21 protein-coding genes are annotated in these 22153 nt (G+C 44.3%); 9 read left to right on the top strand and 12 right to left on the bottom strand.

All coding sequences use genetic code 11. From position 1 onward, the window contains the following. Positions 1 to 225 precede the first annotated feature (225 nt). From PY364_RS26690 to PY364_RS26705, 4 genes are all read right to left on the bottom strand, one after another. On the bottom strand, positions 226 to 1203 hold the full coding sequence (locus tag PY364_RS26690; RefSeq protein WP_275570742.1) for a hypothetical protein: 978 nt from the start codon (positions 1201 to 1203) through the stop codon (positions 226 to 228). A 106-nt stretch (positions 1204 to 1309) separates the two neighbouring features. Then, complete coding sequence (locus tag PY364_RS26695; RefSeq protein ID WP_275570743.1) at positions 1310 to 1675, bottom strand: hypothetical protein; 366 nt, start codon at positions 1673 to 1675, stop codon at positions 1310 to 1312. 65 nt (positions 1676 to 1740) lie between these two features. Next, entirely contained in the window at positions 1741 to 2442 is a 702-nt protein-coding gene (locus PY364_RS26700; protein WP_275570744.1) for a hypothetical protein, read from the bottom strand. A 61-nt stretch (positions 2443 to 2503) separates the two neighbouring features. Continuing rightward, a complete protein-coding gene (locus PY364_RS26705) occupies positions 2504 to 2770 on the bottom strand; it encodes a hypothetical protein (protein WP_272030428.1) in 267 nt (88 codons plus the stop codon). 243 nt (positions 2771 to 3013) lie between these two features. Here PY364_RS26705 and PY364_RS26710 point away from each other — a divergent pair, with 243 nt between their 5' ends. The 4 genes from PY364_RS26710 to PY364_RS26725 all read left to right on the top strand — a co-directional run bounded on the left by PY364_RS26710 (position 3014) and on the right by PY364_RS26725 (position 4784). Further along, on the top strand, positions 3014 to 3334 hold the full coding sequence (locus tag PY364_RS26710) for a helix-turn-helix transcriptional regulator (RefSeq protein WP_007356438.1): 321 nt from the start codon (positions 3014 to 3016) through the stop codon (positions 3332 to 3334). Positions 3335 to 3352: 18 nt separating this feature from the next. Continuing rightward, positions 3353 to 4042, top strand: a complete 690-nt coding sequence (locus PY364_RS26715; RefSeq protein ID WP_275570745.1) for an ImmA/IrrE family metallo-endopeptidase — start codon at positions 3353 to 3355, stop codon at positions 4040 to 4042. 62 nt (positions 4043 to 4104) lie between these two features. Continuing rightward, positions 4105 to 4344 (top strand): polymorphic toxin type 33 domain-containing protein, encoded by a 240-nt coding sequence (locus PY364_RS26720; RefSeq protein WP_275570746.1) that lies wholly within the window; start codon positions 4105 to 4107, stop codon positions 4342 to 4344. A 23-nt stretch (positions 4345 to 4367) separates the two neighbouring features. Next, complete coding sequence (locus tag PY364_RS26725; RefSeq protein WP_275570747.1) at positions 4368 to 4784, top strand: DUF4279 domain-containing protein; 417 nt, start codon at positions 4368 to 4370, stop codon at positions 4782 to 4784. Between the two features lie 28 nt (positions 4785 to 4812). On the opposite strand, the gene PY364_RS26730 is transcribed toward PY364_RS26725, so the two are convergent. Genes PY364_RS26730 through PY364_RS26740 form a run of 3 tightly spaced genes read right to left on the bottom strand, consistent with a single transcriptional unit; the run spans position 4813 to position 7474 of the window. After that, the gene (locus PY364_RS26730) at positions 4813 to 5616 is read right to left on the bottom strand and encodes a DUF4058 family protein (protein ID WP_275570748.1); all 804 of its coding nucleotides are present in this window, start codon (positions 5614 to 5616) and stop codon (positions 4813 to 4815) included. Positions 5617 to 5669: 53 nt separating this feature from the next. Then, positions 5670 to 5966, bottom strand: a complete 297-nt coding sequence (locus PY364_RS26735) for an XRE family transcriptional regulator (RefSeq protein ID WP_275570749.1) — start codon at positions 5964 to 5966, stop codon at positions 5670 to 5672. Positions 5967 to 6007: 41 nt separating this feature from the next. After that, positions 6008 to 7474, bottom strand: a complete 1467-nt coding sequence (locus PY364_RS26740; RefSeq protein WP_275570750.1) for a hypothetical protein — start codon at positions 7472 to 7474, stop codon at positions 6008 to 6010. 137 nt (positions 7475 to 7611) lie between these two features. Between PY364_RS26740 and PY364_RS26745 the strand changes: the two genes are divergently transcribed. The 5 genes from PY364_RS26745 to PY364_RS26765 all read left to right on the top strand — a co-directional run bounded on the left by PY364_RS26745 (position 7612) and on the right by PY364_RS26765 (position 9943). Continuing rightward, complete coding sequence (locus PY364_RS26745) at positions 7612 to 8574, top strand: hypothetical protein (protein WP_275570751.1); 963 nt, start codon at positions 7612 to 7614, stop codon at positions 8572 to 8574. 94 nt (positions 8575 to 8668) lie between these two features. After that, positions 8669 to 8881, top strand: coding sequence for a hypothetical protein (locus tag PY364_RS26750; RefSeq protein WP_275570752.1), 213 nt, complete (start codon positions 8669 to 8671; stop codon positions 8879 to 8881). Beyond that, positions 8871 to 9272, top strand: coding sequence for a type II toxin-antitoxin system RelE/ParE family toxin (locus PY364_RS26755; protein ID WP_275570753.1), 402 nt, complete (start codon positions 8871 to 8873; stop codon positions 9270 to 9272). Before PY364_RS26750 ends, PY364_RS26755 begins: the two co-directional genes overlap by 11 nt. A gap of 85 nt (positions 9273 to 9357) precedes the next feature. Continuing rightward, the gene (locus PY364_RS26760) at positions 9358 to 9570 is read left to right on the top strand and encodes a hypothetical protein (protein ID WP_275570754.1); all 213 of its coding nucleotides are present in this window, start codon (positions 9358 to 9360) and stop codon (positions 9568 to 9570) included. Next, positions 9560 to 9943 (top strand): type II toxin-antitoxin system RelE/ParE family toxin, encoded by a 384-nt coding sequence (locus tag PY364_RS26765; RefSeq protein WP_275570755.1) that lies wholly within the window; start codon positions 9560 to 9562, stop codon positions 9941 to 9943. Before PY364_RS26760 ends, PY364_RS26765 begins: the two co-directional genes overlap by 11 nt. A gap of 9 nt (positions 9944 to 9952) precedes the next feature. On the opposite strand, the gene argS is transcribed toward PY364_RS26765, so the two are convergent. The 5 genes from argS to PY364_RS26790 all read right to left on the bottom strand — a co-directional run bounded on the left by argS (position 9953) and on the right by PY364_RS26790 (position 22085). Beyond that, positions 9953 to 11710 (bottom strand): arginine--tRNA ligase, encoded by a 1758-nt coding sequence (gene argS, locus PY364_RS26770; RefSeq protein WP_275570756.1) that lies wholly within the window; start codon positions 11708 to 11710, stop codon positions 9953 to 9955. Positions 11711 to 11889: 179 nt separating this feature from the next. Continuing rightward, complete coding sequence (locus PY364_RS26775) at positions 11890 to 16707, bottom strand: response regulator (protein WP_275570757.1); 4818 nt, start codon at positions 16705 to 16707, stop codon at positions 11890 to 11892. A 138-nt stretch (positions 16708 to 16845) separates the two neighbouring features. Further along, positions 16846 to 19944 carry a methyl-accepting chemotaxis protein gene (locus tag PY364_RS26780; protein ID WP_275570758.1) on the bottom strand — a complete coding sequence of 1033 codons (3099 nt, stop codon included), beginning with the start codon at positions 19942 to 19944 and terminating at the stop codon, positions 16846 to 16848. 128 nt (positions 19945 to 20072) lie between these two features. Further along, the gene (locus tag PY364_RS26785) at positions 20073 to 20606 is read right to left on the bottom strand and encodes a chemotaxis protein CheW (protein ID WP_275570759.1); all 534 of its coding nucleotides are present in this window, start codon (positions 20604 to 20606) and stop codon (positions 20073 to 20075) included. A 225-nt stretch (positions 20607 to 20831) separates the two neighbouring features. Beyond that, the gene (locus PY364_RS26790) at positions 20832 to 22085 is read right to left on the bottom strand and encodes a response regulator (protein WP_275570760.1); all 1254 of its coding nucleotides are present in this window, start codon (positions 22083 to 22085) and stop codon (positions 20832 to 20834) included. Between the last annotated feature and the right edge of the window lie 68 nt (positions 22086 to 22153).

Consider the following 22153-nt stretch of genomic DNA (forward strand, 5'->3'; position numbering starts at 1 on the left):
TAGTAAGTAAAGGCAGTTAGGACAGATATCCGTAACGCCGCCTTCTAGGCGTTGCCCTAACCGCCTAGAAGGCGGCGTTACGTTCAACAAATAAAGTTGTCCTAACCGTCTTGGCGGTTGCTATAACACCCTCAGATTGCTTCGCTTCGCTCGCAATGACAATTAATAACTAACAGTTAACAGTTAACAGTTAACAATTAACAACCAACGGTTAACAGTTAACAATCAACTCTTAGTTGCAAAGGCTTTCATTGCTAATTCTTGTGCTTGTCTCATCGTGGCTTGTAATTGAGCGGAAAGGTCGGCAATTTGTTCAGTTTGTCGTGCAATTGTTTCCTGTAGCGATTGCACCTTCAATTCAGAACCCTGCTTAGTAGATTCCCATTCTTTCTCAAACAAATCTGCTTTTACTTTCGCTTCGCGGGTGACTTCTTGAATTGCTTCTTCCTTAGCTTTGATATAGGCTTGCTTCAGTTCTTCTTCAAAGCCAGAGGCTTTAGTTTGATTTTCTTCAAATTCGGCTTGATTGTCAGCCAGATATTTTTCCCGTTCTACCCATTTCTTCTCTTTCTCACGGGTAGATGCTTGCAATTCCCGTTCTAATTTGCGTTTAAACTCTTCGTATTCGTCAGTTTCGACTTTGCGAGTGCGCTCTAATTCGTATTGATAATCTGCTGTTTCCCGCTGCCTTTCTTTAGTAATTAATGCAGTTTGTTCTGCAATACTTGCCTCAAATTCTTGCTGTTCTTTTTGCCAAGCTTTACGTTTTTCAGTCGTGTCTTTTTCCAGGGTTTCACGCTGATTAGCGGCGGTTTGTTCTAGGGATGTTAATTTCTCTTGATGTTCTTGAGTTAAGATATGAAGAGCATCTGCTACGACGCGAATTTGCTGCAATTCTTGCAAGCGTTGGGTTTCAATTTCGAGGGCGCGTTTGAGCTCATCTAATTTCGAGGATTCTGTACCTAATTTCTCCGTTACTCCGTTGATGATGCTGCCAAAATCTAATTGTAGGTCAGCTAAACCTTTGACAATGCTATCAATTGTATAAGTGGCGGCAACTTCTAGGAGTTGTTTGTTTTTAGCCTTTTCTGCTTCCTCTTCCTTAGTAGCGACTTTGGATTCGATTTTTTTCTTTTCAGTCAAAATTTGCTGAAAAGATTGCAAAATCTTGGCTTTACTGTCTTTAACATTTCCTATGGTCATATTGCTTTTCCTGATTGTATGGTTGTACTTTGCGAACAGTGTTTCTATTTCTATGATGCGCCGATCGAACTCTGCCGTCAATAGCTAAATTGGAATGGCTTATCAATCATCCGAGTTTGCGGAGTTGCTTGAGAATTGCTTTGTATTCTCCAACTGGATCGATTTTTTCTTCAGCTTTGTCACCAGCTAAAACTTTAAGAATTCGCTGACAGCGTTCGCACCGATTACCTTGCCAACAATAGCACTCTTCAACTAAGCCTAAAAGAGTGTCTTTTAGTTGTTGATTTTGCGCTAAAAGTGCTTTGTAATTTCGTTGCACAGACTCGACTACTAAAGTCATGTGTTTAAAATCTTCCGTCAGACTTTCGAGATCGTTTGTAGCATCAGTGCGAATCTCTTTTGTTACGTCTAAATTGCGTCTCAAACTGGTTTCGCGCACGTCTGATTTAGTCAAATTTGCAATCTTTTTCATTTTACCCTCTTGATACATCCTGAAATTAGTGTAGAGGCGCAATTAATCGCGCCTCTACAATCCGATTAGAATACGTCAGCAGTTGCTTTTTCTGCTGCTGGTGGTAAGGCGATACCGCCGTTAGAATTCAAGGCAATAGTCTCGTCTCGGCTATTAGTATGAGCGGCCATTAAGCAGGCAATTTCATGGGGTGGCAGGTTGTCCAAGCACACCATAGATTTTGTGCTTTCTAGATCGATCATACGTGACAAGTTGTTTTGATCGGATAAAACTGCTGCTGCTTGGTCGATAACTGACCAGTCAGAACGTTCAACCCAAGACCATTTTAAGCTGTAGTAATTGATCGGTTTTACTACACCATTATCATCGGGTTTCTGGCCGGAATGTTTGACAAATTCTGGTACAAAAAGACCAGTTGCCGGCTCTACACCTCGCGCTTGAACTGAGGCAACTAAGCAGTTAAAATCGTTTAAACTTCGGCCTTTAATGTACGTGACCATCACAACTCCGTGCGGCAATTCCCCGGATTCAGCAACAAACCATAATTGCCCCCATAAAGTATTCTGAGTTTGGCCGAGGGAACCGAAAAATTTGCTAAATTTGAGAATGGTCATTGAAGACTTCGAGCCGCAGTCTTTGTCGCCAATTGTCCACTGTCCTGACTGGCAGTTATTACGGACTGCGATTGGCATTTCTGGCACTAAAATTGCGTCGTTGGGTTTAGCGCCAAAAACAGAAATTGTCGGTCTTTCTTGTGTCTTAGTCATTTTTTTTTCTTCCTTTATTCTCTGTTGATTTACAACTCTAATAGCCCTTAGCAATTAGCCATTAGCGAATTAAGTGGCTTGTCGTTTTAGGCTCTGGATATCTGTATTCAAGCATCGCTTCCTGCTGCGCTTTAATAATCCTTAAAGCACCAACTAAATGCTCTAAGATTTCTACGTGCGCTGGCGTAAAGTGGATACTAAAACCTTCGCCATCCCGCGCGTAGCCGGGACAAACCAGGGAGGCCGAATTTTGTTCTTCGTGGGTGGCGATATAGAGCCAGTCGTCGTCTTCGAGCTTGTAGTGCGTGTCTGTCCAAGTTCTCAACATGGCAGTTCCTCCTTGTTTGTGTACCAGCGGTTACGCTGGGCGATCGCATTCACTCCTGGGCAAGACACGCTATCTATAGCGTGTTAACTGGTTGTTTTTAGTGCGTAACGCTATCAGTACCGCATTTTCGTTGACTTTCTCATCAACTAAACCCATCTTAGCGCGAGTTGATTTTATCGTCAAGCTTTTTGTTGAACTTTTATTCAAAAAAGCCTACAATAGCGATCGGGAGGGAAAAAAAACGTGGAACAAACTTTTGGAAGGCTGATTCGCCAAGCTCGTAAGGACAAATCCTACTCACAACGTGAGCTAGCTGGTTTACTTAGTGTGGACTTTACTTACTTATCTAAACTGGAGAACGATCGCGCTGATTATCCGCCCAAAGAGGAGGTAATTAGAGCGTTAGCGCGGAATTTGGATCTGGATCAAGAGGAGTTGATTTTTCTGGCGGGAAGATTGCCTCAGCAGTACGAAGCATTGCTGAGACAGAATCCGAAGGAAATGCAAGCACTTTTTCGCCGGATGCAAGACGATCCCAGTTGGATTAAAAAGTCTGTGCATTAAGTGAGAGAGGGCAACAAAGTGAGTATCTTTAAGCCGTATCGCTTTTATCCCAAAGAAACTATTGAGCGTCAAGCAAACGACATTTTGATGCGGATGCAGCAAACGTCAAATTTCGCGCCGAGATGGCCGTTTGAAGCGTCAATGGTGGCTGATTTTCTGGATTTGGGAGTAGTTTGGGACTGCATCCCGCCGGATTCAGAAGGTGCGATCGCGGCGAGGATTCTCCCCTGGCTGCGGCAAATTGAGATCAATGAAAACATTCTTGATTTGCCTGCTGGGTTTATTGAATCAACGATCGCGCACGAGATCGGCCATTGGGTGTTGCACATCAATCACGATGAGGCAGATGGTAGTGTTAAACAGTTGGAATTAGATTTAGGTGATTTGGGAAAAATTGCCTCTGATTCTGAAGAACCGTTTGTCTGTCGGGGTTCGAGTGCTGATACAAAGATAGCATCAATTGAATGGCAAGCACAATATTTTGCAGGTTGTTTGTTGATGCCTCGGCATATTTTAGAGGAGAAAAGGGAGGGAAAAGATTTAACGAAGTGGTCGCATTTATATAAAATTCGAGATGAGTTGGGGGTGAGTATTTCTAACTTGACTAATCGCTTGCAGGAGTTTGGCTGGATTTATATTCCCAAGGGCACTCGCGAGATTTATCCGGGCCAACCTATTGCGGATGGACAGCAGCGGTTATTTGGGTAAGATGCGATGAGGGTTGAGATTTTGTAATTAATCTCAACTCTCATTTTTTGAGAGTGTGAGGTATGGTTCAAACAAATTCAGATAATGGTGAAGAGGAGCGAAACTGGAGACAGGATAAGCTACTAACTTGGGATGATATTGATAGACTACAGAGAGGAGGAGAAAATATCCATAAAATAAAAGGTAAGCGCAATACTGCAAACAAAGACCTTTACAAAGACACTGAGGGTAATATCTATATTAAACCCAAAGGTGGTATTGGGGCCGGTGAATCAACAGGTTTGAACATTAATGATTTCTAGTAAGTTTCAAAAGGAGCATTCAGATGGAATCAGAAATTTACGCCTATTTCCAGTTGATAGGAATGGAGTTTGATCCAGACGATGTCACCGCCAAAGTAGGCATAAAACCTACTGAAATTTGGAGAATTGGTGACTTAATTACTTCACGGGGTACTAGACGACACAAGCAGAATGGTTGGAGCGTGTATTCGCAAGTAGAAAAGTCGATTTATTTAGAAGACTATATAAAATCTGTTTTGGAACAGCTTCAACCAGGATGGCTGCCTTTAGTAGAGTTGTGCAAGGTTTATACTGCGGAGATTTCTTGTGTGATTTATTATCGGAGTGGGAGCGTGCCCGCAATTCATTTTGATAAGTATCTTGTGGAGATGGCGCATCAATTGAATGCGGAAATTGATGTAGATTTCTATGTTTTGCCAGAGGAAGTGTCTGCGGCATGAACGCACCGATATATAAACTTAAATAGGATTAATTATCTCGCAGTCCAGTTGCTTGTAAAAGTTCCTTTGCCCAAAGCAGATTTTGTTCTGACAGGGACGGTATCGGATCTCGCTCGTAATCGATTCGATAATCATAGCCCGCGCGATCGTAAACACCTGCGAATAATTCTGGTAAGTTAACAATAGGTTCTACATCTTCCTCGCGCAAGGGAAGTAGAAATACAGGTAGAGAATTGCCCAGATTAAAAGCATAAAGTTCGGCAAGGGGACGGCGATCGCTGCGACTGACTAAAACCCGATAATCGCTTTGAATGGAATTGTTAAGTATGGGCATAGGTTCCCCTGTTCGCAGCAAATCGATTTCCACTAAATGAGTTAAGCTACCTAAAATACTCTGACGTTTTTTGAGATAAGTAATTCTGCCATCTCCGCTGCGTTTGTTGACTGGAGAAAGAATTTCAATTGCGGTGACAACTTGTTTAGTTGCCATTTCTCGTACTTCTAGGTAAGTTTGTTTAATTTTTTCAGCGGCTGGCACTTTGACGGTAGTGGGAACTGTTAGGGTTGCAGTAGCAACTGAACCAGTAGTAACATCGGGGGTATTGGGTTGACGTTTGATGGTTACATCGGGGATACCTACTAAAAGCGAGTCATCATTATTATCATTGGTGTCGTTAATTTGATAGATGCGTTTTTCAATGGCGATCTCATATTTGGGGCGAATTTGAGGGACTAAGGATTCTGCAATCAGGGAAATTAACCAATGGTAAGTTTCCTGCCAGAAATCGGGGTGTTCTAAGTAGGGGTCCATTCCGGGAAAGGGTGAGGGCATAGGACTGCATTCCGATTTATTGATTTTTAAATCATTTTAGCACTAAAATTTTCTTAAGCTACCTTTGGGCAAATTTCTACTTTGACAGTCATACCTACTTGGTTGAGCATTGCAATTAGAATATCAACTGAGAATTGCCCAATTTTACCTTGAGTTAAAGCTTTGATTTGGTCACTTGATTGCTTAAGATTTTGAGCCGTTTGCTCGATTGTCCAACCGTGATGCTTAATCTGATTTTGCAGGGCCAGTATTAGTTGCGATCGGATTAGTAAATTATCAGCTTCTTCCGCTGAAAATCCCAGGTCAATAAAGATATTATCAGCGGCTTGGGTAATAGTATTTTCGCTCATTGTTCAGGCTCTTTTAAATTCAAACGATTTTATAAAAGCTGTTAATATGCTATTGCAGCCTGCTTGGCTGATTCATCATTTCCTTGAAAATACCAGTAAAGATTAGCAACAGTTAAATCATTGACTTCTTGCCAACTTGACGGGGCTAAAGCTTTATAACCAGAGGTTTTTGCTTTCTGACTAATATAAGCTTCGTGTTGTTGACGTAAGCTAGGTTTGATCAAAAATCGCAATTGATCGCGTAGCGATTTGAAGTGTGATTTCTGCTGCAATTTTTCGTAGAGTGCCATTTCTTCTGGTTCTGCAACTATAGCAACTTCTTGATTAGTATTTGAAACTGGTGTGATTTCCCTCTCCAAACTAGCTAACTGTTCGCGCTCATCAGCCGATAAACTTAGCATCCAATCCACCTGATTTTGCCAACAATTTAAAACCGCTAGATCGTGATTGTAAATCCGCGTGATTTCGGGGAAGATAAAATCAAGTTCATCTTTTGTGCAGCGCTCAATAACGGTGAGAATGTCTTGGCGTATTCTTTCTTGCAGGTGGGAAAGGGAATTACTTACAGAACCAGGCTCATTTAGCAATTGATAAGTTAATGAAATTGTCTGCTCAATTGCCCAAGCACATTCGGCTCTACGAAGATAGCCAGCAGCACAAGTAGCTTCTAACAAATGCGGATCGTTATAGTCTGCTAAAGCATTCGCTAAAATGTGTTGTGCGCTTGTTAAAGTAGCATTTCTGGTATTTCGATCTTCCATTAACAAAGCATTTTGAATTAGTCTTTGTGCTTCCTCAAATCGCTGATAAGCTCGACTTAAGATTAAACGATGTTGCTCAAATTTAATACTTTCACCTAACTGTTTAATCTCAGCAATAATTTCTGCTTTCTGGTCTTTTAGCAGTTCCTCTACACTGATGAATCCATGTTTAACTGTTAGCTTCAATTCCTTAATATCTTCCCTCCTTTTTAAGGTCTGATGAAGGTTAACCGCTGACAGTGCTGCTATCGCCACTACACCTACACCAATGATGGCAGTAGACGCTGACAGAATTCCCACACTAGCCGAGAGGGATTTTAATCCAATCTGAATAACATCTAGTTTTTTGTAAGTTGCTTGAAAACCCCGATGGGTTTGAACCATTTGCGCTGCGCTTAATGCAAAATCTGGAATAGCTAACAACGGATTAACAAGATTACCAATAGAGACAGTTTTTTGAATCATATCTAGTCTTTGAGACATAAATCCTAAAGATTCTGAGACCAGATATAGTCTTGCGTAAGTTCCTTGAAAACCCAGATGGGTTTGACCCATTTGTGCAGCACCTAATAAAAGCTGTGGAATACCTAAGAAGGGATCAGGCATCATACCAATTGCCTTACCTACAAAGCGACCTGTTGCCCTGTCTCTAGCTATCCCGTATAATACTCCTCCAGCACTTTTCACAACTTCATAAGCACCGGAGGCGATACCAGCCTGTATGTTAGGAGGAAACATAAAAAACATGACTTTTACCTAAATAGCGATTAGTGTTATATATTATATTATAATTATTAACCCTGTAGCTCAACATTGGAATTACTTAGATGAACGAATACATGAAAGCATTTCAGAACATCGCGCAATCAGCCGCAGTCGTAGCGATGGATAATGATAAATCATTAGAAATTAAGGAATCTGCTACAAATTTGAGTAAGTCAATTCAGCCTTGCTTTGACGAATTGAGAGAATCGGCTACCAGACTTAAGGGATTTGTCCAGAAATGCCGCAACGATCTATATCACGCTGAAGACGTTTGGACTTGTAAACTTGGGATTGCCCAAGCTTCAAAACAGCAAATATGGCAACAGATTGGCGAGCTAAGTGGCTGTCATTTTAGAATGCGTGAATTAGGTAGTCAATGTAAAAACTCAGCGCTCGAAAAAGCTCAAGATTATTGGGATAAAAACTTTGAAATCCGAGTAAGACAGAAATGGTTTATTGATGCAACGCAGAAACAAAAAAAAGGTATTGGCTGGAAAGAAAAAGATGATTTTATTAAAGATATTCCCGTCATTTTGAATTTTATTTATACAGAAGTCAATAAAATTATTAAGCACAGCTTGATTCTGGTTTATCAAGACATTAGCACGATTAACCTAGAATTTATTACGCAGTGTATCAGTATTTTAGATGGACAGACAAAAGCTGCGTGGAATCATCAGATGATTCTAATTGGTAGTGAAATAAAAAATAAATTTGAGAGTCCGACAGTTTACCTACCTCAGAATACCAAAGCATTGAGGTCTGCACTTAGTCCTGCTCTGGATAATTTAATCAAACAGCGTTTAGGTGATCTTTCTTGGGAAGAGGTTGAAAAGTTTAAAAAAGAGGTTTCAACCGAGATTGATAATTTCATTAATTCCATCTTTGAGGACATATTAAAACTAGCAAATAAAGCTTTAGTTCAAGCAATAGAATTTTATAATGAATTTCTCAAAAAGCAAGAGAGATATCAGCAAGAAACACCTGCACAACGTCAAGCTGAAAGAGACTGGATTGATTCGCAATGGGCAGAAATTAAGAAAGTAGAAAAAGCTATTAAAGTCATGAATCCTTTGGCTTAAGTCCTTAAACTACTGTCATTTTACTAAAGCAATCATATCCCCTCCTGCACACGCTATAATAAACTCAACCCAAAAAACTCAAGGAGCAAATACAATGACACCACAACTACTCGAACTAGAAGGAACATGGGAAGAAATTCTTACCCATGCTTCAGAATTAGCCGGTCATAGAGTTCGCGTAACCGTTATTCCTGACAGTGAACCACTAAAGTCAGCAGAAGAATGTTTCCGTCAAGGATGGCACGAAGCAATGACAGGACAGACAATACCGCTTTCTGAACTATGGGATGGAATTGATGCAGAATGATCCACCTTTAATAGAGATTAAACCGACGCGGGAGTTCCAAGGTAACTTACGCGCTTTATCCAAAAAGTACCGTCATATCCGCTCTGATGTTCAGGCGATTATTGAACTGCTGCAAGCTGGAGAATTGCTTGGCGACAAGATACCTGGGACTGGTTACGAAGTTTTTAAAGTGCGTGTCAAAAACAGTGATATCAAGAAAGGAAAAAGCGCTGGATATCGACTCATTTATTATGTTAAAACGCTGACAAGCATCATCTTGATTGCCATTTATTCAAAATCAGAACAATCAGACATAGCCGCCGAGCAAATTCAACAAATTGTAACAGATTTTAATAACTTGCTCCTCACAAAAGATGAAAGACAAGATACAGAAATTAATGACTTAGACTAACCTGAAGATGAAATAATAGATTAGTTAAGACTGATCGCACTTGTTCACACGCTAAAATAAACTTAGTCACAATTCTATCAAAAAAATGACACCACAACTACTCGAACTAGAAGGAACATGGGAAGAAATTCTTACCCATGCTTCAGAATTAGCAGGTCATCGGGTTCGCGTGACCGTTATTCCTGACAGCGAACCAATCCCCTCTCCAGAAGAAAGCTTTCGCCAAGCATGGCGAGAAATAAAAACAGGAAAGGTACGACCAGTATCTGAACTGTGGGAGGGAATTGATGCAGAGTAAAGCTACTTCAATTCAGGTGTATTTTGCGGATCAATTTCAAAGCAATTTACGCGCATTGTCCAAAAAGTACCGCCACATACGCTCAGATGTTCAGCCGATAATTGAACAACTTCAAGTGGGAGAACTGCCCGGTAATCAAATATCAGGAATAGATGATATTGTGTTTAAGGTGCGAGTCAAAAACAGCGATATAAAAAAGGGCAAAAGTGCTGGCTATAGACTGATATATCACGTTCAAATACCTACAATTATCTTCTTGATGACTATTTATGCAAAATCAGAACAAGTAGACATTTCAGCCTCGGAAATTTGCCGAATTATCAGTGAGTTACCAGATGTTAGTAACCCCGAAAAAACACAAGATGATGAATGATATCAAATATCACATTCTCTCCAACACTCCAATCCCCAACAAACCCAACCCCAACTTCAAAGTCCTGGCCGTCAAATCGCACAAAACTAACCGCGAAGTCCTCAAAGGTTCCTCAGATTTCAACACCGGACACTGTTCAAAAAACTGATGAAACTTCTGACTTAACTCAAACAAATACTGACAAATCCGATTAGGTAACAAATCCCCCTCAACAGCATTCACAACGTCACTAAACTGCAATAAATGCTTAGCCAAAACTAACTCTGCATCGTCCTTTAAAACCACTTTCGCATCCACACCTAAATTATCAAAATCAATTTTTCCCTTTCGTCCAATCCCCTTAACCCGCACATAAGCATTTAGCAAATAAGGAGCCGTATTACCTTTAAGATCCAACATCTTATCGTAACTAAAAGTATAATTGCTCGTGCGATTTTGGCTCAAATCTGCATACTTCACCGCACTTAAACCAATCACCTTGGCAACATTAGCAATAAACTCCTCAGTTTCCTCTCTCTCTTCTTCCTTTAACCGCTTTTCCAAATCAGCACGCGATCGCACTATAGCCTCATCCAACAAATCCCGCAACCGCACTGTCTCCCCGGAACGAGTTTTCGACTTCTTCCCATCTTCTCCCAACACCAACCCAAAAGGAACGTGAACAATCTCCACATCATCAGGAATCCAACCAGCCTTTCTCGCTACCTGAAAAAATTGGGCAAAATGGTTAGCTTGTCCAGAATCCGTAACATAAATTAACCGATTTGCACCATCTTTCTCAATCCGATAGCGCAGTGCGGCTAAATCAGTTGTGGCATAGTTAAAACCGCCATCTGACTTCTGGACAATTAACGGTAAAGGTTCACCTTCTTTATTAGTAAAACCTTCCACAAACACGCACTTTGCACCGTTATCTTCCACCAATAAACCCAATTTTGTCAAATCTTCGACAACAGCAGGTAACAGCGGATTGTAAAAAGATTCGCCGCGTTCAGTTAATTTAATATCCAGTAAATCGTAGATAACTTGAAACTCGCGACGGGATTGTTCGCATAGCAAATTCCAAGCGCGGCGGGTATCTTCCGCACCTGCTTGTAAGCGCACAACCTCTTGTCTGGCTGTTTCTTTAAAGGTTTCATCTTCATCAAACCGCTTTTTAGCTTTGCGATAAAAATCAACTAAATCCCCTAAATCCAAAGCATCAGCAGTTGTCAACGCCTCCGGGTAAACTTCCCGTAAATAGGCGATTAACATTCCGAATTGCGTACCCCAATCGCCAACATGATTTAAGCGTAAAACATCGTGACCTTGAAATTCTAAAATCCGCGCTAGACAATCTCCAATAATTGTCGATCGCAAATGTCCGACGTGCATTTCCTTAGCAATATTCGGACTAGAAAAATCGATCGCCACTCGCTGCGGCGTTTTTGTCGGCGCAATTCCCAAACGCGGATTGTTAGCGATCGCATTCACTTCCCCCTCCAAGTACCCAGGTTTCAGCGTTAAATTGATAAAACCAGGGCCCGCGATCGTTGGAGTTTCGCACAAATCCGCCACATCTAGATTTTCAATAATTGCCGATGCGATCGCGCGCGGCGGTTTCCCCAACTTCTTCGTCAGCGACATCGCCGCATTACACTGATAGTCACCGAAATTAGGATTACTCGCTAATACCAGCATCGGATCTGTACCCGCCACATCTTCACCAAATGCTGCGATCAGTGCTTTGTCAAATTTTGCTTTAAGCCGTTCAATAGTAGAAGCCATAATTTTAAGGAAGAAGGAAGAAGGAAGAAGGAAGAAGCAAAAAGCAAAAAAGAAGAAAAAAGAGGGGGAGGATGGGGGAGATGTGGAGGATGGGTAATTAGCAATTAGCAATTAGCAATTAGCGATTATCAATTACCAATTACCAATTACCAATTACCAATTACCAATTACTAAGATAATTAAGCGCCAGCAGGAGCAGGAGCCCCAACCACTTCACCCTTAAGCATCCGAGAAGCAGCATCAAGCAAATGTTCCTCCAAATAAGGCTTAGTAAAATAGCCCCGTGCGCCCAAACTGTAAGCCATTTGGCGGTGTCGATCGGCCCCACGACTCGTCAACATTGCGATCGGTAACTCGCACAAAATCGAATCCTTTTGCATCCGCGATAACAACTCCAAACCATCCATCCGAGGCATTTCAATATCGCAAAATACGATATCACAAGGCAAACCAGACTTCAATTTTTCCCAAGCTTCCTTACCATCGCGAGCCTCTTCAACTCGGTATCCAGACTTCTCAAAAGTAATCGAAAGCAGCGATCGCACCGTAATCGAATCATCCACAATCAGCACAGTCGGCTCATTCTTATCAGGAGGAGCCTCAGCAGGAGGTTGAGCATTATTTTCATCCCAAAACGCTCCACCAGCCTCTTTACTCAGCCTTCCCGTAGCTAAATCGATTAATTCCAGCACATCTGCGATCGCCACAATGCGACCATCCCCCAACACCGTCGCCCCCGCAATCCCCACCGGCTTCGGTACAGGCCCCTCCAACTGCTTAATTACAATCTCCTGTTCAGTGGAAACCTGGTCAACCTGAACCGCCAAGAAAATCCCAGCCGTTCGCAGCACAATCACCGAAATCATGTCATCGTCAGCATTAAACCCGTAAACACTACCCCGACCCAAATAGCGGTTGTAGCCCAACAACTCCCGCAAATGGCGGAAAGGTAACATCGAACCCCGCCACTCAATACTATGCTGACCATCTGCCCCTACCTGCACCTGTTCGCGAGGGACATCGATCATATCTTCCACCCCATCCATCGGGAAAGCAATCCGAGCGCGATCGCTAATACAACAAAGCGCCTTAGAAATACTCAAAGTCAGCGGTAAGCGAATCGTAAACACAGTCCCCTTACCAACAGTCGAATCAATACTAATACTCCCTCGAATTTCGCTCAAGCTAGTCCGCACCACATCCATACCCACACCGCGCCCTGCAAATTCCGTCGCCTGTTCCTGGGTACTAAATCCCGGCATAAACAGCAAATCGTAAACATCAGCGCGAGACATTTTTTGCGCCCCCGCCGCAGTAATCAACCCTTGCTTGAGCGCCTTCGCCTTCACCTTTTGCGGATCGATCCCAGCCCCATCGTCAGAAATCGAAATCACCGTCTGGTTCCCTTGATGGAACACCCGAATCGTAATCTTACCTACTGCGGGCTTACCACCGGCCTGTCGCACATCGGGAGTTTCAATCCCGTGAGTAATGGCATTATTCACCAGGTGAGTCATGGGGTCATATAACTGCTCCAGAATCATCTTGTCGATTAAAGTATCCTTACCCTCCACCACTAACTGCGCCTGCTTACCGCACTTAATCGAAATATCTCGCACCGCACGGGGTAGCCTGTCTGCGGTTTGAGCAAAAGGCATCATCCGCGCGCGAGTTAAGCCTTCTTGCAACTGAGTTGTAACTTGCCGTAATTGGCGAGTCACTTGGTCAGCCTCATCCACCAAAAATTCAATGTCAGCCGCCGACTCCCGGACGCGGACGATGAGCTCAATAATCTCTTGAGACTGGCTATGGAAAGGAGTAAAGCGGTCTAATTCTATATCTGAGAAACCAAAGCGGTTGCTGCTGCTACCACTGTGCTGGTCATTACCCTGAGCCTCTGGCTGCCAAGTATTGCGATGAGCTTGGCGCGTCGCTAACAGAGAAATTTCTAGGAGCGATCGCTCATAGAGGTCTTGCATCCGCGCCCCCACATCAGATAGCAGCGATACTTGATGCAGCAAATTATCCAAGAACTGCCGCATCCGCTCTTGATCCTGCTCCAAACTGTTGCGGTTAACCACCAGTTCCCCCATCAGGTTACTGAGGTTATCCAACTGCTTGACTGGAACCCGCATCGTCTGCTCGAAGGAACGGCGGTTAGGTCGAGCGTTGCGGCTAGCCTGTCCCATCATAGTTTCCCGACCAGAACCCGCCTGACCTTTAATTTGATCGAGCAATATACCCAAGTCGCCAAATTCGTCATCAGTGGAATCTTCCAATTCCACAGAGGCAGATATTTTGCCGGAAATTGATGCAACTGTTGCCTCTGGAGCCCCATCTTCTGAATCTATCAGCAAGTCTTCCAAGTCGGAGAAAACATCTGATTGCAAGGCATCATCTACTTGGTCAGAATCATCGATCTCACCTACCTCACTCAACATCGCTTCTAAATCAGCAAAATCCTCCCCTAGACTATCGGAGTCTGATAATTCGTTATCGGAGTCGTTTGCACTTAGCTGGCTTGTCAAATTTGGCCTCATCTTTGTTGCCTCACTTGCTAATTCTGAGTTCATCGAGACTTCGGCATCTTTCGAGTCTAGCAAGTCATCCCAACTTCCTTCCTCGGCAGGATTTTCTGTTACTGCGATCGAGGTATCCGCCGACTCGGAAACTTCCAATTCCCCCAACAAATCCATTTCAGTTTCCAACCAGTTATCCGGTGCAACTGGTATTTCATCGACATCGCCGATCTCGGATAATTCTCCTAGATCGTTTTCCATTTCCAGATCGAAATCGCCTTCAGATTCCAACAACTCATCTAGCAATTCCAGTTCATTACTATCTTCAGTGTCGTTGTTAGAGGTTGTAGATAGAGCGCTGGCAATTTCTTCGTCTTCCCCAAATCCTTCCCAGTCTGAGAGTTCGGCATTTTCCCCAGACATATCTAAACTAGGCAATTCTAAATCGTTTGCACTCTCTAAATCGAGCCAATTTTCTACATTTCCGGCTGCTTCTAAGTCATCATTGCCAAGGTCTGGCTCTGAGCCAAAAAGTTCATCAAAATCGCTATCTTGGGACTCAACTGCTGCACGGGATGAGGCGATTTCTTCGGCTTCGCTTTCCTCAGCAAAGTTTGCTCCATCCCCAAACAAAGCATCTAAATCTGAATTTTCTAACCCCAGTTCTGGCAAAGCGGTTTCTGCCTCTTCTTGGTCGAGAGAATCTGTAAACCAATTTCCATCAAGTTCGCCCTCTTCATCGAGGTTCGGTATCATGTCTAGCGAGGAAATTTCTGTTTGTTGCTCGTTGCTAAAGTCAGCTTCAAGCTCTTGATTGTTATCAGTTTCACTGACTGGAGCGATCGCTAATAGCTCTGTCAAGTCATCGTCATCCACATCTAAATCTAATAGGGATTCGGAATTTTCGGGATTCTGGGTTTCTCCCCCGCTCAAGAGCTCCCCTTCCCCTTCCTCTTCTCCTAACATGAAATCTCCCCCAAACAAGCTGGTAAGATCGTCTGTTGGTGGAAAGGGTCTAACTACTTCTTTTTGTTGCTCTTCTTCGTCAAATAACAGGTCTGTAAAATCACCAGAATTATCATCGTCTAATGGCGGCAAACCGATAGCCTCTCCAGAGGTCATTTCTGGAGGAATATCATCCTCTTCTTCCCAAGTACCGTCGAGGTCTGGCGTGTCGCCCTCAAACAAATCCGCTAAGGTGTTAAGTTCTGCTATCCCTACTTCTGGCCCGCTTCTGCTGGAGCCTTTAAAGGAAAGTGCCTCCTGATCTGGCGTTCCAAACGGTGTCCCGTCGTCAAACTGAAGCATGGTTTCATGGTAGCTGTCGCTGCCATCTCCCCATTCAAAGCCTGAATTAGTGCTACTTTCTACCTTGTTAAATATTTCATCGAGATCCATTTCGGAATCTGTACTATTGTTAGAATTTTCTGCTAATTCTTCTAATCCGTCATCTTCTTCTTCGTTGAATTCTACGCCTGTTAAATCCCAAAGGGTTTCTTCTGCTGTTTCTCCTTGTCCGTAATCATCGGCGAAGGCCAGCAAATCTTCTAACTCACTGTCGTTTTCTTCTGCGATCGCAGGTTCTGGTGGTAATAGAGCGAGCAGATTTTGACCGGGCGCGATCTCGGCTTCTCGACCGGCGACGATCAGTTCTTGGGCTTGTTTGATGTCTCTAATGACTACTTGTGCCAGGGTGCGATAGGTGTTTTCTGGATTGGCGATCGCTCTTTCTACTGTTCCAATTAATTCCGCCCAGTTACGGAGTTCAAATTGTTCGCCTGCTGCCTTGAAATTGCTGCAAATTTTATCTAGTTGCTGCCGACTTTCTGAACCTTCTGGACGCTTAAATGCTTGCAACATTTGCCGCAGTTGGTCGGTCACATCTGAGCGAAAAATTAGTTGTAGTGCGCTTTCTTCTTTTGCCTGTACAGGAGCTTTTGATTTTTGTAATGGGGCTACAACTGATAAGTTTCGAGATCCTACCCCTCCAATTGCCCCGACCATTACTGTCTCTGGTTCGTACAATTCGCTGGCTTCCCAAACACCGCCACTTTGTTTGACTATTTGGGCGAGGTGGTTGTTGAGTTCTTGAAATACTGGTTCTACTTCTTTAAGCATTTGGTCGGCAGTTTCTTCTGTCAGGCCAAAGGGCCCCGATAACTGCTCGATCAGTGTGCTCATGGTATCGAAAACCCGCAGGAAATATGATTCTAGCTTCTGATCTACCTTTACGCCTTCGCATTCTTTGAGAACTTTAAAACTATCTTCTAAGCGATGAGCGGTTTGTTGAATGCTGCTGAGTCCCAACATTGCCGCTCCACCTTTGACTGAGTGAGCGGCTCTAAATACTTCGTTAACAAGTTCTTGGTCTTCAATAGTGGATTGCAGATTTAGCAAGCCTTGTTCAATTGTATTGAGGTGGTCTTTTGCCTCCTCAATAAAGTAACCCATAATCCTTTGTTGTTGCTCCGGCAGCATAATTCGCTCCAAATTTTGTTAATTGTTAACTGTTAACTGTTAACTGTTAACTATTAGTTGTTAACTATTAGTTGTTAACTGTTAACATTAATTCCCTTCCTCTGCTCCCCTGCTCCCCATCTCCCCCTCTCCCCTGCTTTATTGCCTTTCCGCAGTTTCTACGCGGAAACGTTCTACGGATGTCAGCAAGTCTCTTGCAACTCCCACCAAGTTTTGCAAAGAACCGTACACCCGCTGCGATTCTTGGGAAGTTTCTTGGGCCGTTAATTCTACTGCCTGCATAACGTGAGAAACAGCGCTTGCTGTCTGGTTTTGTTCGATGGTATCTGCGGTAATCGATCGCACCAGTACGTCGATGCGGTTCGTTACTTGAATGATATCTTCTAGCGATCGCTTCGCCTGTTCTGCTAACCGCGTCCCTTCGATTACCTGCTGAGTCCCCTCTTCCATTGCCGTCATTACTGCCCCTGTCTCACTCTGAATTTGCATCACGATCTGCTCGATTTCTTTAAGAGACTTTGCGGATCTGTCTGCTAGCTGTCGCACCTCATCCGCCACGATCGCAAACCCTCGTCCTGCTTCCCCTGCTCTCGCTGCTTCAATGCTAGCATTCAAGGCTAGCAAGTTCGTCCGGGAGGCGATCGTCGCAATCAGAGCGACAATCTTGGAAATTTCTTGGGAAGCTTCGGCCAATCTCTTGACTTTTCTGGTTGTTTCTGCTACCGTTTCCCGAATTTCCAAAATCCCCGCTACCGTCCGTTCCACTGCTTCGCCGCCTTTGATGGCGCTAGCTGCTGCGCCCCGCGCCACTTCTTCTGCTTCGCGAGCGCTTTCTGCCACCCGCTGAATCGCATCTGTCAGCACTTGCACGGAATTTAAGGTAGCCGCTAGTTCTTCGGCTTGTCGCAGCGCGTCTGAGGACAAACCCTGGGCAAAGGTAGCACTCTCAGAAGCCCCTGTACTCACGTCTCGTGCCGCCTGTTTCACTTGGTGAACGATTTCCCGCAGGTTTTGAATCGTCAAGTTGAAGGAGTCAGCAACAGCTCCTAATACGTCGGCTGTGACTTCGGCTTGTACTGTCAAATCCCCACGAGCGGCCCCTTCTACGTCGTCCAGCAGCCGAATCACTTGGCGTTGCAAATCTTCTTTGGCTTGTTCCTGTTCATCTGCCTTCCTTCTAGCATCGCTAGTCGTAGTCAGAATCACCTTTGCCATGTGGTTGAACTTAGCCGACATTTTGCCAAATTCATCCTCTGAGTAAACTGTAGCGCGAGCTTCTAAATTCCCTTGGGATACCGAATCAAACTGAACTTGCAAGTCATCTGTCGAGTGGTTTACTTGTTTGGCAACTAAGTGACCTAAGCCCCAAGCCGTCAAAAAGCTGGTGAAACCTGCCGCTGCGGTCATTGCCCAGCCTGTTTGCCGCAAGTAAGCGATCGCCTCTGGCTTATCTTGCTTCAGCGCTTGGTAAGAAGCAAAATTCGTCACCAGTGCTACAGCTACCAAGGAAATTAACCCCGTGCCGATCGCCGTGTACAACTGTTTAGTAATCAGCGGCGCATTCTCCAAGAAAGCCAAACCGCCCTGTTCTACCGTTACCGTTGCATCAATGGGTTCTTCCGTGGGAGTAAAACTTGGTACAGACTCCGGGGTTCCTGAAATGCTAAAAATCTCATCATCTCGAATTGCGGAGCCATCGCTGTTATCCCCAAAGTCCAGGTTGCTAGTCGTCGCCCCCATCACCCCGCCTGTCATCCCTCCAAATCCGCTACTACCACCGGTAGTCAGAATAGAGCTATTAGCATCATCAGAGATGTCAAAGTCGGGGAGGTTGCCCACATCTCCAAATTCATCGAAGTCATCTATCCAGTCACCTCGATCGTTTTGGGGACTCGGTGCTAGGGGAAAGTCACTGTCAGGGCCCGCCATCCCGAAAGAGTGGGAAGGTGTTTCTTCGTAGCTAGAGAATGAGTCTGCGAAGGCATCATCATCGAAGCCATCAAGGTCAAAACTATCTGGGATATTGAACCCGTTTTGCAAATCGTCACTCTTAGCGGCTTTGCTTCCCTGAGTATTGGACTTGAAACCAGAATTCAAATCTTTGCTGGGACTACCGATGTCACTTAAAGCTTCTGGGGCGCTGTGCGATCCCATCAGCAGGGTTTCGTCTTCGGCAACGGAATAGTTGGATTTACCACCTAAATCGCTCCCTTCTTTTGCTTTTGTGGTTGATGTTTTAGACTTTGCCTTTCCTGGTTCGACTGTTGACTGTGGTTGGAGTGGCATCTTTTGCTTGCCGTTAGTCTCGGCTGCTGGGTAATTCTCCTCGAAGTTAAGGTCATCTGGCAATTCCAAAGGTGCAAACATATCGTCAAAATCTTCTGGGAAGTCCCCTAGGTCTTCTAATCCAGAATCTCCCAACCCAGACTCAGCAAAGGATTGAGAACCTATAGTCTGACCATTCTGTTGTGCTGAAGTCTCTGCAAATACATCTGTTTGTGTCTTTTCCAAGGCCGAAGGTGATGGCTGTTCTTTCTGAGGAGGGAATGTTAGCTGGGTATCGGCCAAAGCCATGCCATCATCAAAATCTAGCCCTCCCAACTCTGCCCCTGAGTCCAGATCCGCATCGGCAAAAGCTGCCATTCCTCCACTACCGCCACTGTCGAAGCTAGGGGATTCGCCAAAGGGATTTAAAAGTTCTGCGTCGTTAGCGTAATTTTCTAGATTATTTTCAAAATCTAATTCGGAAAGGCCCATGCTACCCATCATACCGGCGTTGTCTAGCTCTGAGCTACTCATCGACAGATCGGATTCTAAGTCAGACCCGCCGCCAAAAATCGATAAATCTGGTTGTTCTAGGTCATCATCTCCAGATAGACCAGAATACATTTCTAAATCTATATCTTCTGAAAAATTATCTTCTGAAAAATTTTCTAAGCTCTCTACGGGGGCTCCAACTGCAAATTGCTCTGCGGCAGCAATGCCATTATTGGCATGATCCACGAAGCCGGGATCGTCGGTCAGACTCAGCACTACCATGTACTGTTCCCGTGCTACATCATACTGTTGCAGCCCGTAGCAGTAGATGTGACCGCATAGCAAGCGAGCGCTCGGATCTTCGGGAAAATCTTCTACTAACTGATAAACCAGACCAGCAGCTTCTTCATAGTTCCCCTCTAGGTATGCTGCTTCTGCCCGCTGGTACTCCTGCTCAAAGTCTGTAGTTGTTGTTGCCATTTGCCGCCCCTTTGGATTTTAGATTTTAGATTTTAGATTTTAGATTTTTAGCTTGACTTTTAGACGTGACTCTCTCACTCGGGATCGGACTCAATCGAAAAAATAAAATCGAAAAAATAAAATCGATTTCATGCAGCCCACCGGGCCGAGCGCAGAATTTTCACTTGGTCTAGCAATCTGAGAACCTGAGAAGCCTCATCACCCAACAACCATTCCCCTCTGAGGAATGGAACCATTCCATCAGGAGCTGAAGACTGGGCGTGCAGTTGGTCTACATCGAGCCAGTGCATTCCGACAATTCTATCGACTGCTAATCCTAATATAGTGTCTTGATCTTCGACTGCAATGATCGGAATTTCTGGTCTGTCTGTGTTTAAAGGTGTCTGGTCTCCCAGAAACTGACCCAAATCAGCTACCCAAATTACGCGCCCCCTCATATTTAGAGTACCTAAAAGTAAGGGAGAAACATTGGGAATCGGGGTCATTCTGTCTGGCGCAGGGGAAAGTACCTCTCGAATGCCCATTGCTGGTAGTGCAAACTCGTTTCCTGAAGGAACGTAAAACCGCAGGTGTAGTTCACCTTCGGGGCTTTCCAGCTCTTGAAATTCAGGAGCTTGATCGGAACTGAAGCCTGGTAATATGAAGTCCGGGTTGCCCACCATAATGCCGAATACCTACCCGTATAGCAATTGTTTGAGAGTTCGGTAGGGACGAACGGCTGTTCGCCCGTGTTTCTGTTGACCTAAAGAGATATTTGTTTAGGAGCTTAGTTGAGAATTAGGTATATTATATTTGCACTTCGGGCATTGAGACTGACTTTGGTGGGAAATTGAATTCCTAGTAAGTTAGAAACTGTGATGGCGAAACGCCGCACTGTAGGCATCGCATCAGGTTTTCTGCGGTTTCTGGTTTTCTTCTATGTGATTTTCTAGTTCGTCAGCTAATAGTCTTGCCGATTCTGGAGGTTCCTTCAAACCCGGCCCGACATATTTTTCTACGAGCATTAATAATTCGCTTTCTCCAAAGGGCTTGGTAAAATAGTCGGTTGCTCCTACCATCCTGGCCTTGACGCGATCGATAAATCCATCTATTCCTGTGAGCATGACGATTGGTGTCTGCCGAAAAGCAGTGGAATTACGGAGCATGGCGCAGATTTCGTAGCCGTCAAGTTCTGGCATGGCAATATCACACAAGATTAAATCAGGCTTGAGCTGAAAAACTAAACTCAGCGCTTTGAGGGGATTGCTAATACCAGTGGCCTCATAGCCATGTTCGTTTAAAATCGCCTCGACTGTCTTGCGAATAACGTTGTCGTCGTCAATGCAGACTACTCTGGGAATCTTAATTTCCCTTGATGACCATTCCCGCACCTGACCGTCTGTGTTAGAAGGTTGATAGAACAGTTGTACTAATCCCTGCTGCACGAATGGATAAATCGCTTTAGCAACTGTCAAGACATCTCGGTTTAGGTATCGTGCCATTTGGCGAATCGAGGTATGACCATCGGCCCAACGGTTGAGGGTGTTAAAGACATTGGGTCTTAGAGCTGACCGCAGTTGAGCGGTGTCTGAAATCACCGGACACTGGTTCGGGGACTGAATGTGAGGGTGAAACTGCTTCCACTCTTGGACTTGTTTAATAATCTTAGCTAACAGGGAGCTAATATCCAGGCTAGTCAATTGGGGTGCTAAGGCTGGCCCCATCTCAAAGGTAAAAGCACCCTGATGCAGGCTGAGCAAGTCAAATAAAGTTTCGTGTACCATGCTGTGGATGATACTGCGCCCTTGGGCGGGGGTGAGGGTGTGGTTTTCCAACAACGCCCAGAGGTAGCCGTACTCAGGAGCATTAGTAGATGCGATCGAAGGCGCTTCGATATTGTCAAGGGCGGTGTCGGCTTTATAGCGTCGCAGGTAGTCTCGCAGGCGAAACAAGCTGCCCGCACTTTGGGTAGCGTAGATGATCTGACCGTTAAAACAGAAGACAAACCAAGATTGTTCTGAGGGCGAACGGTGAGTAGTTTGCTGGTTGATGCCGCTGCTCGCTGAGCTGTAGGCTTCGACAAACAATTCTCCAGTTCGCTGGCCCAGCTCAATCAGTTGCAGGATGCTACGGATGTCTATTTCATTCAAATTTCCCTGCATGGAGCTACAGTTTTCTCCTTAAAACCGTTGGAATTTGACCTAATTTGGCTATCAGCTCGTGTCGCATG

Source organism: Kamptonema sp. UHCC 0994, assembly GCF_029167235.1.
In the GTDB taxonomy this organism is placed as follows: Bacteria; Cyanobacteriota; Cyanobacteriia; order Cyanobacteriales; family Microcoleaceae; genus Kamptonema.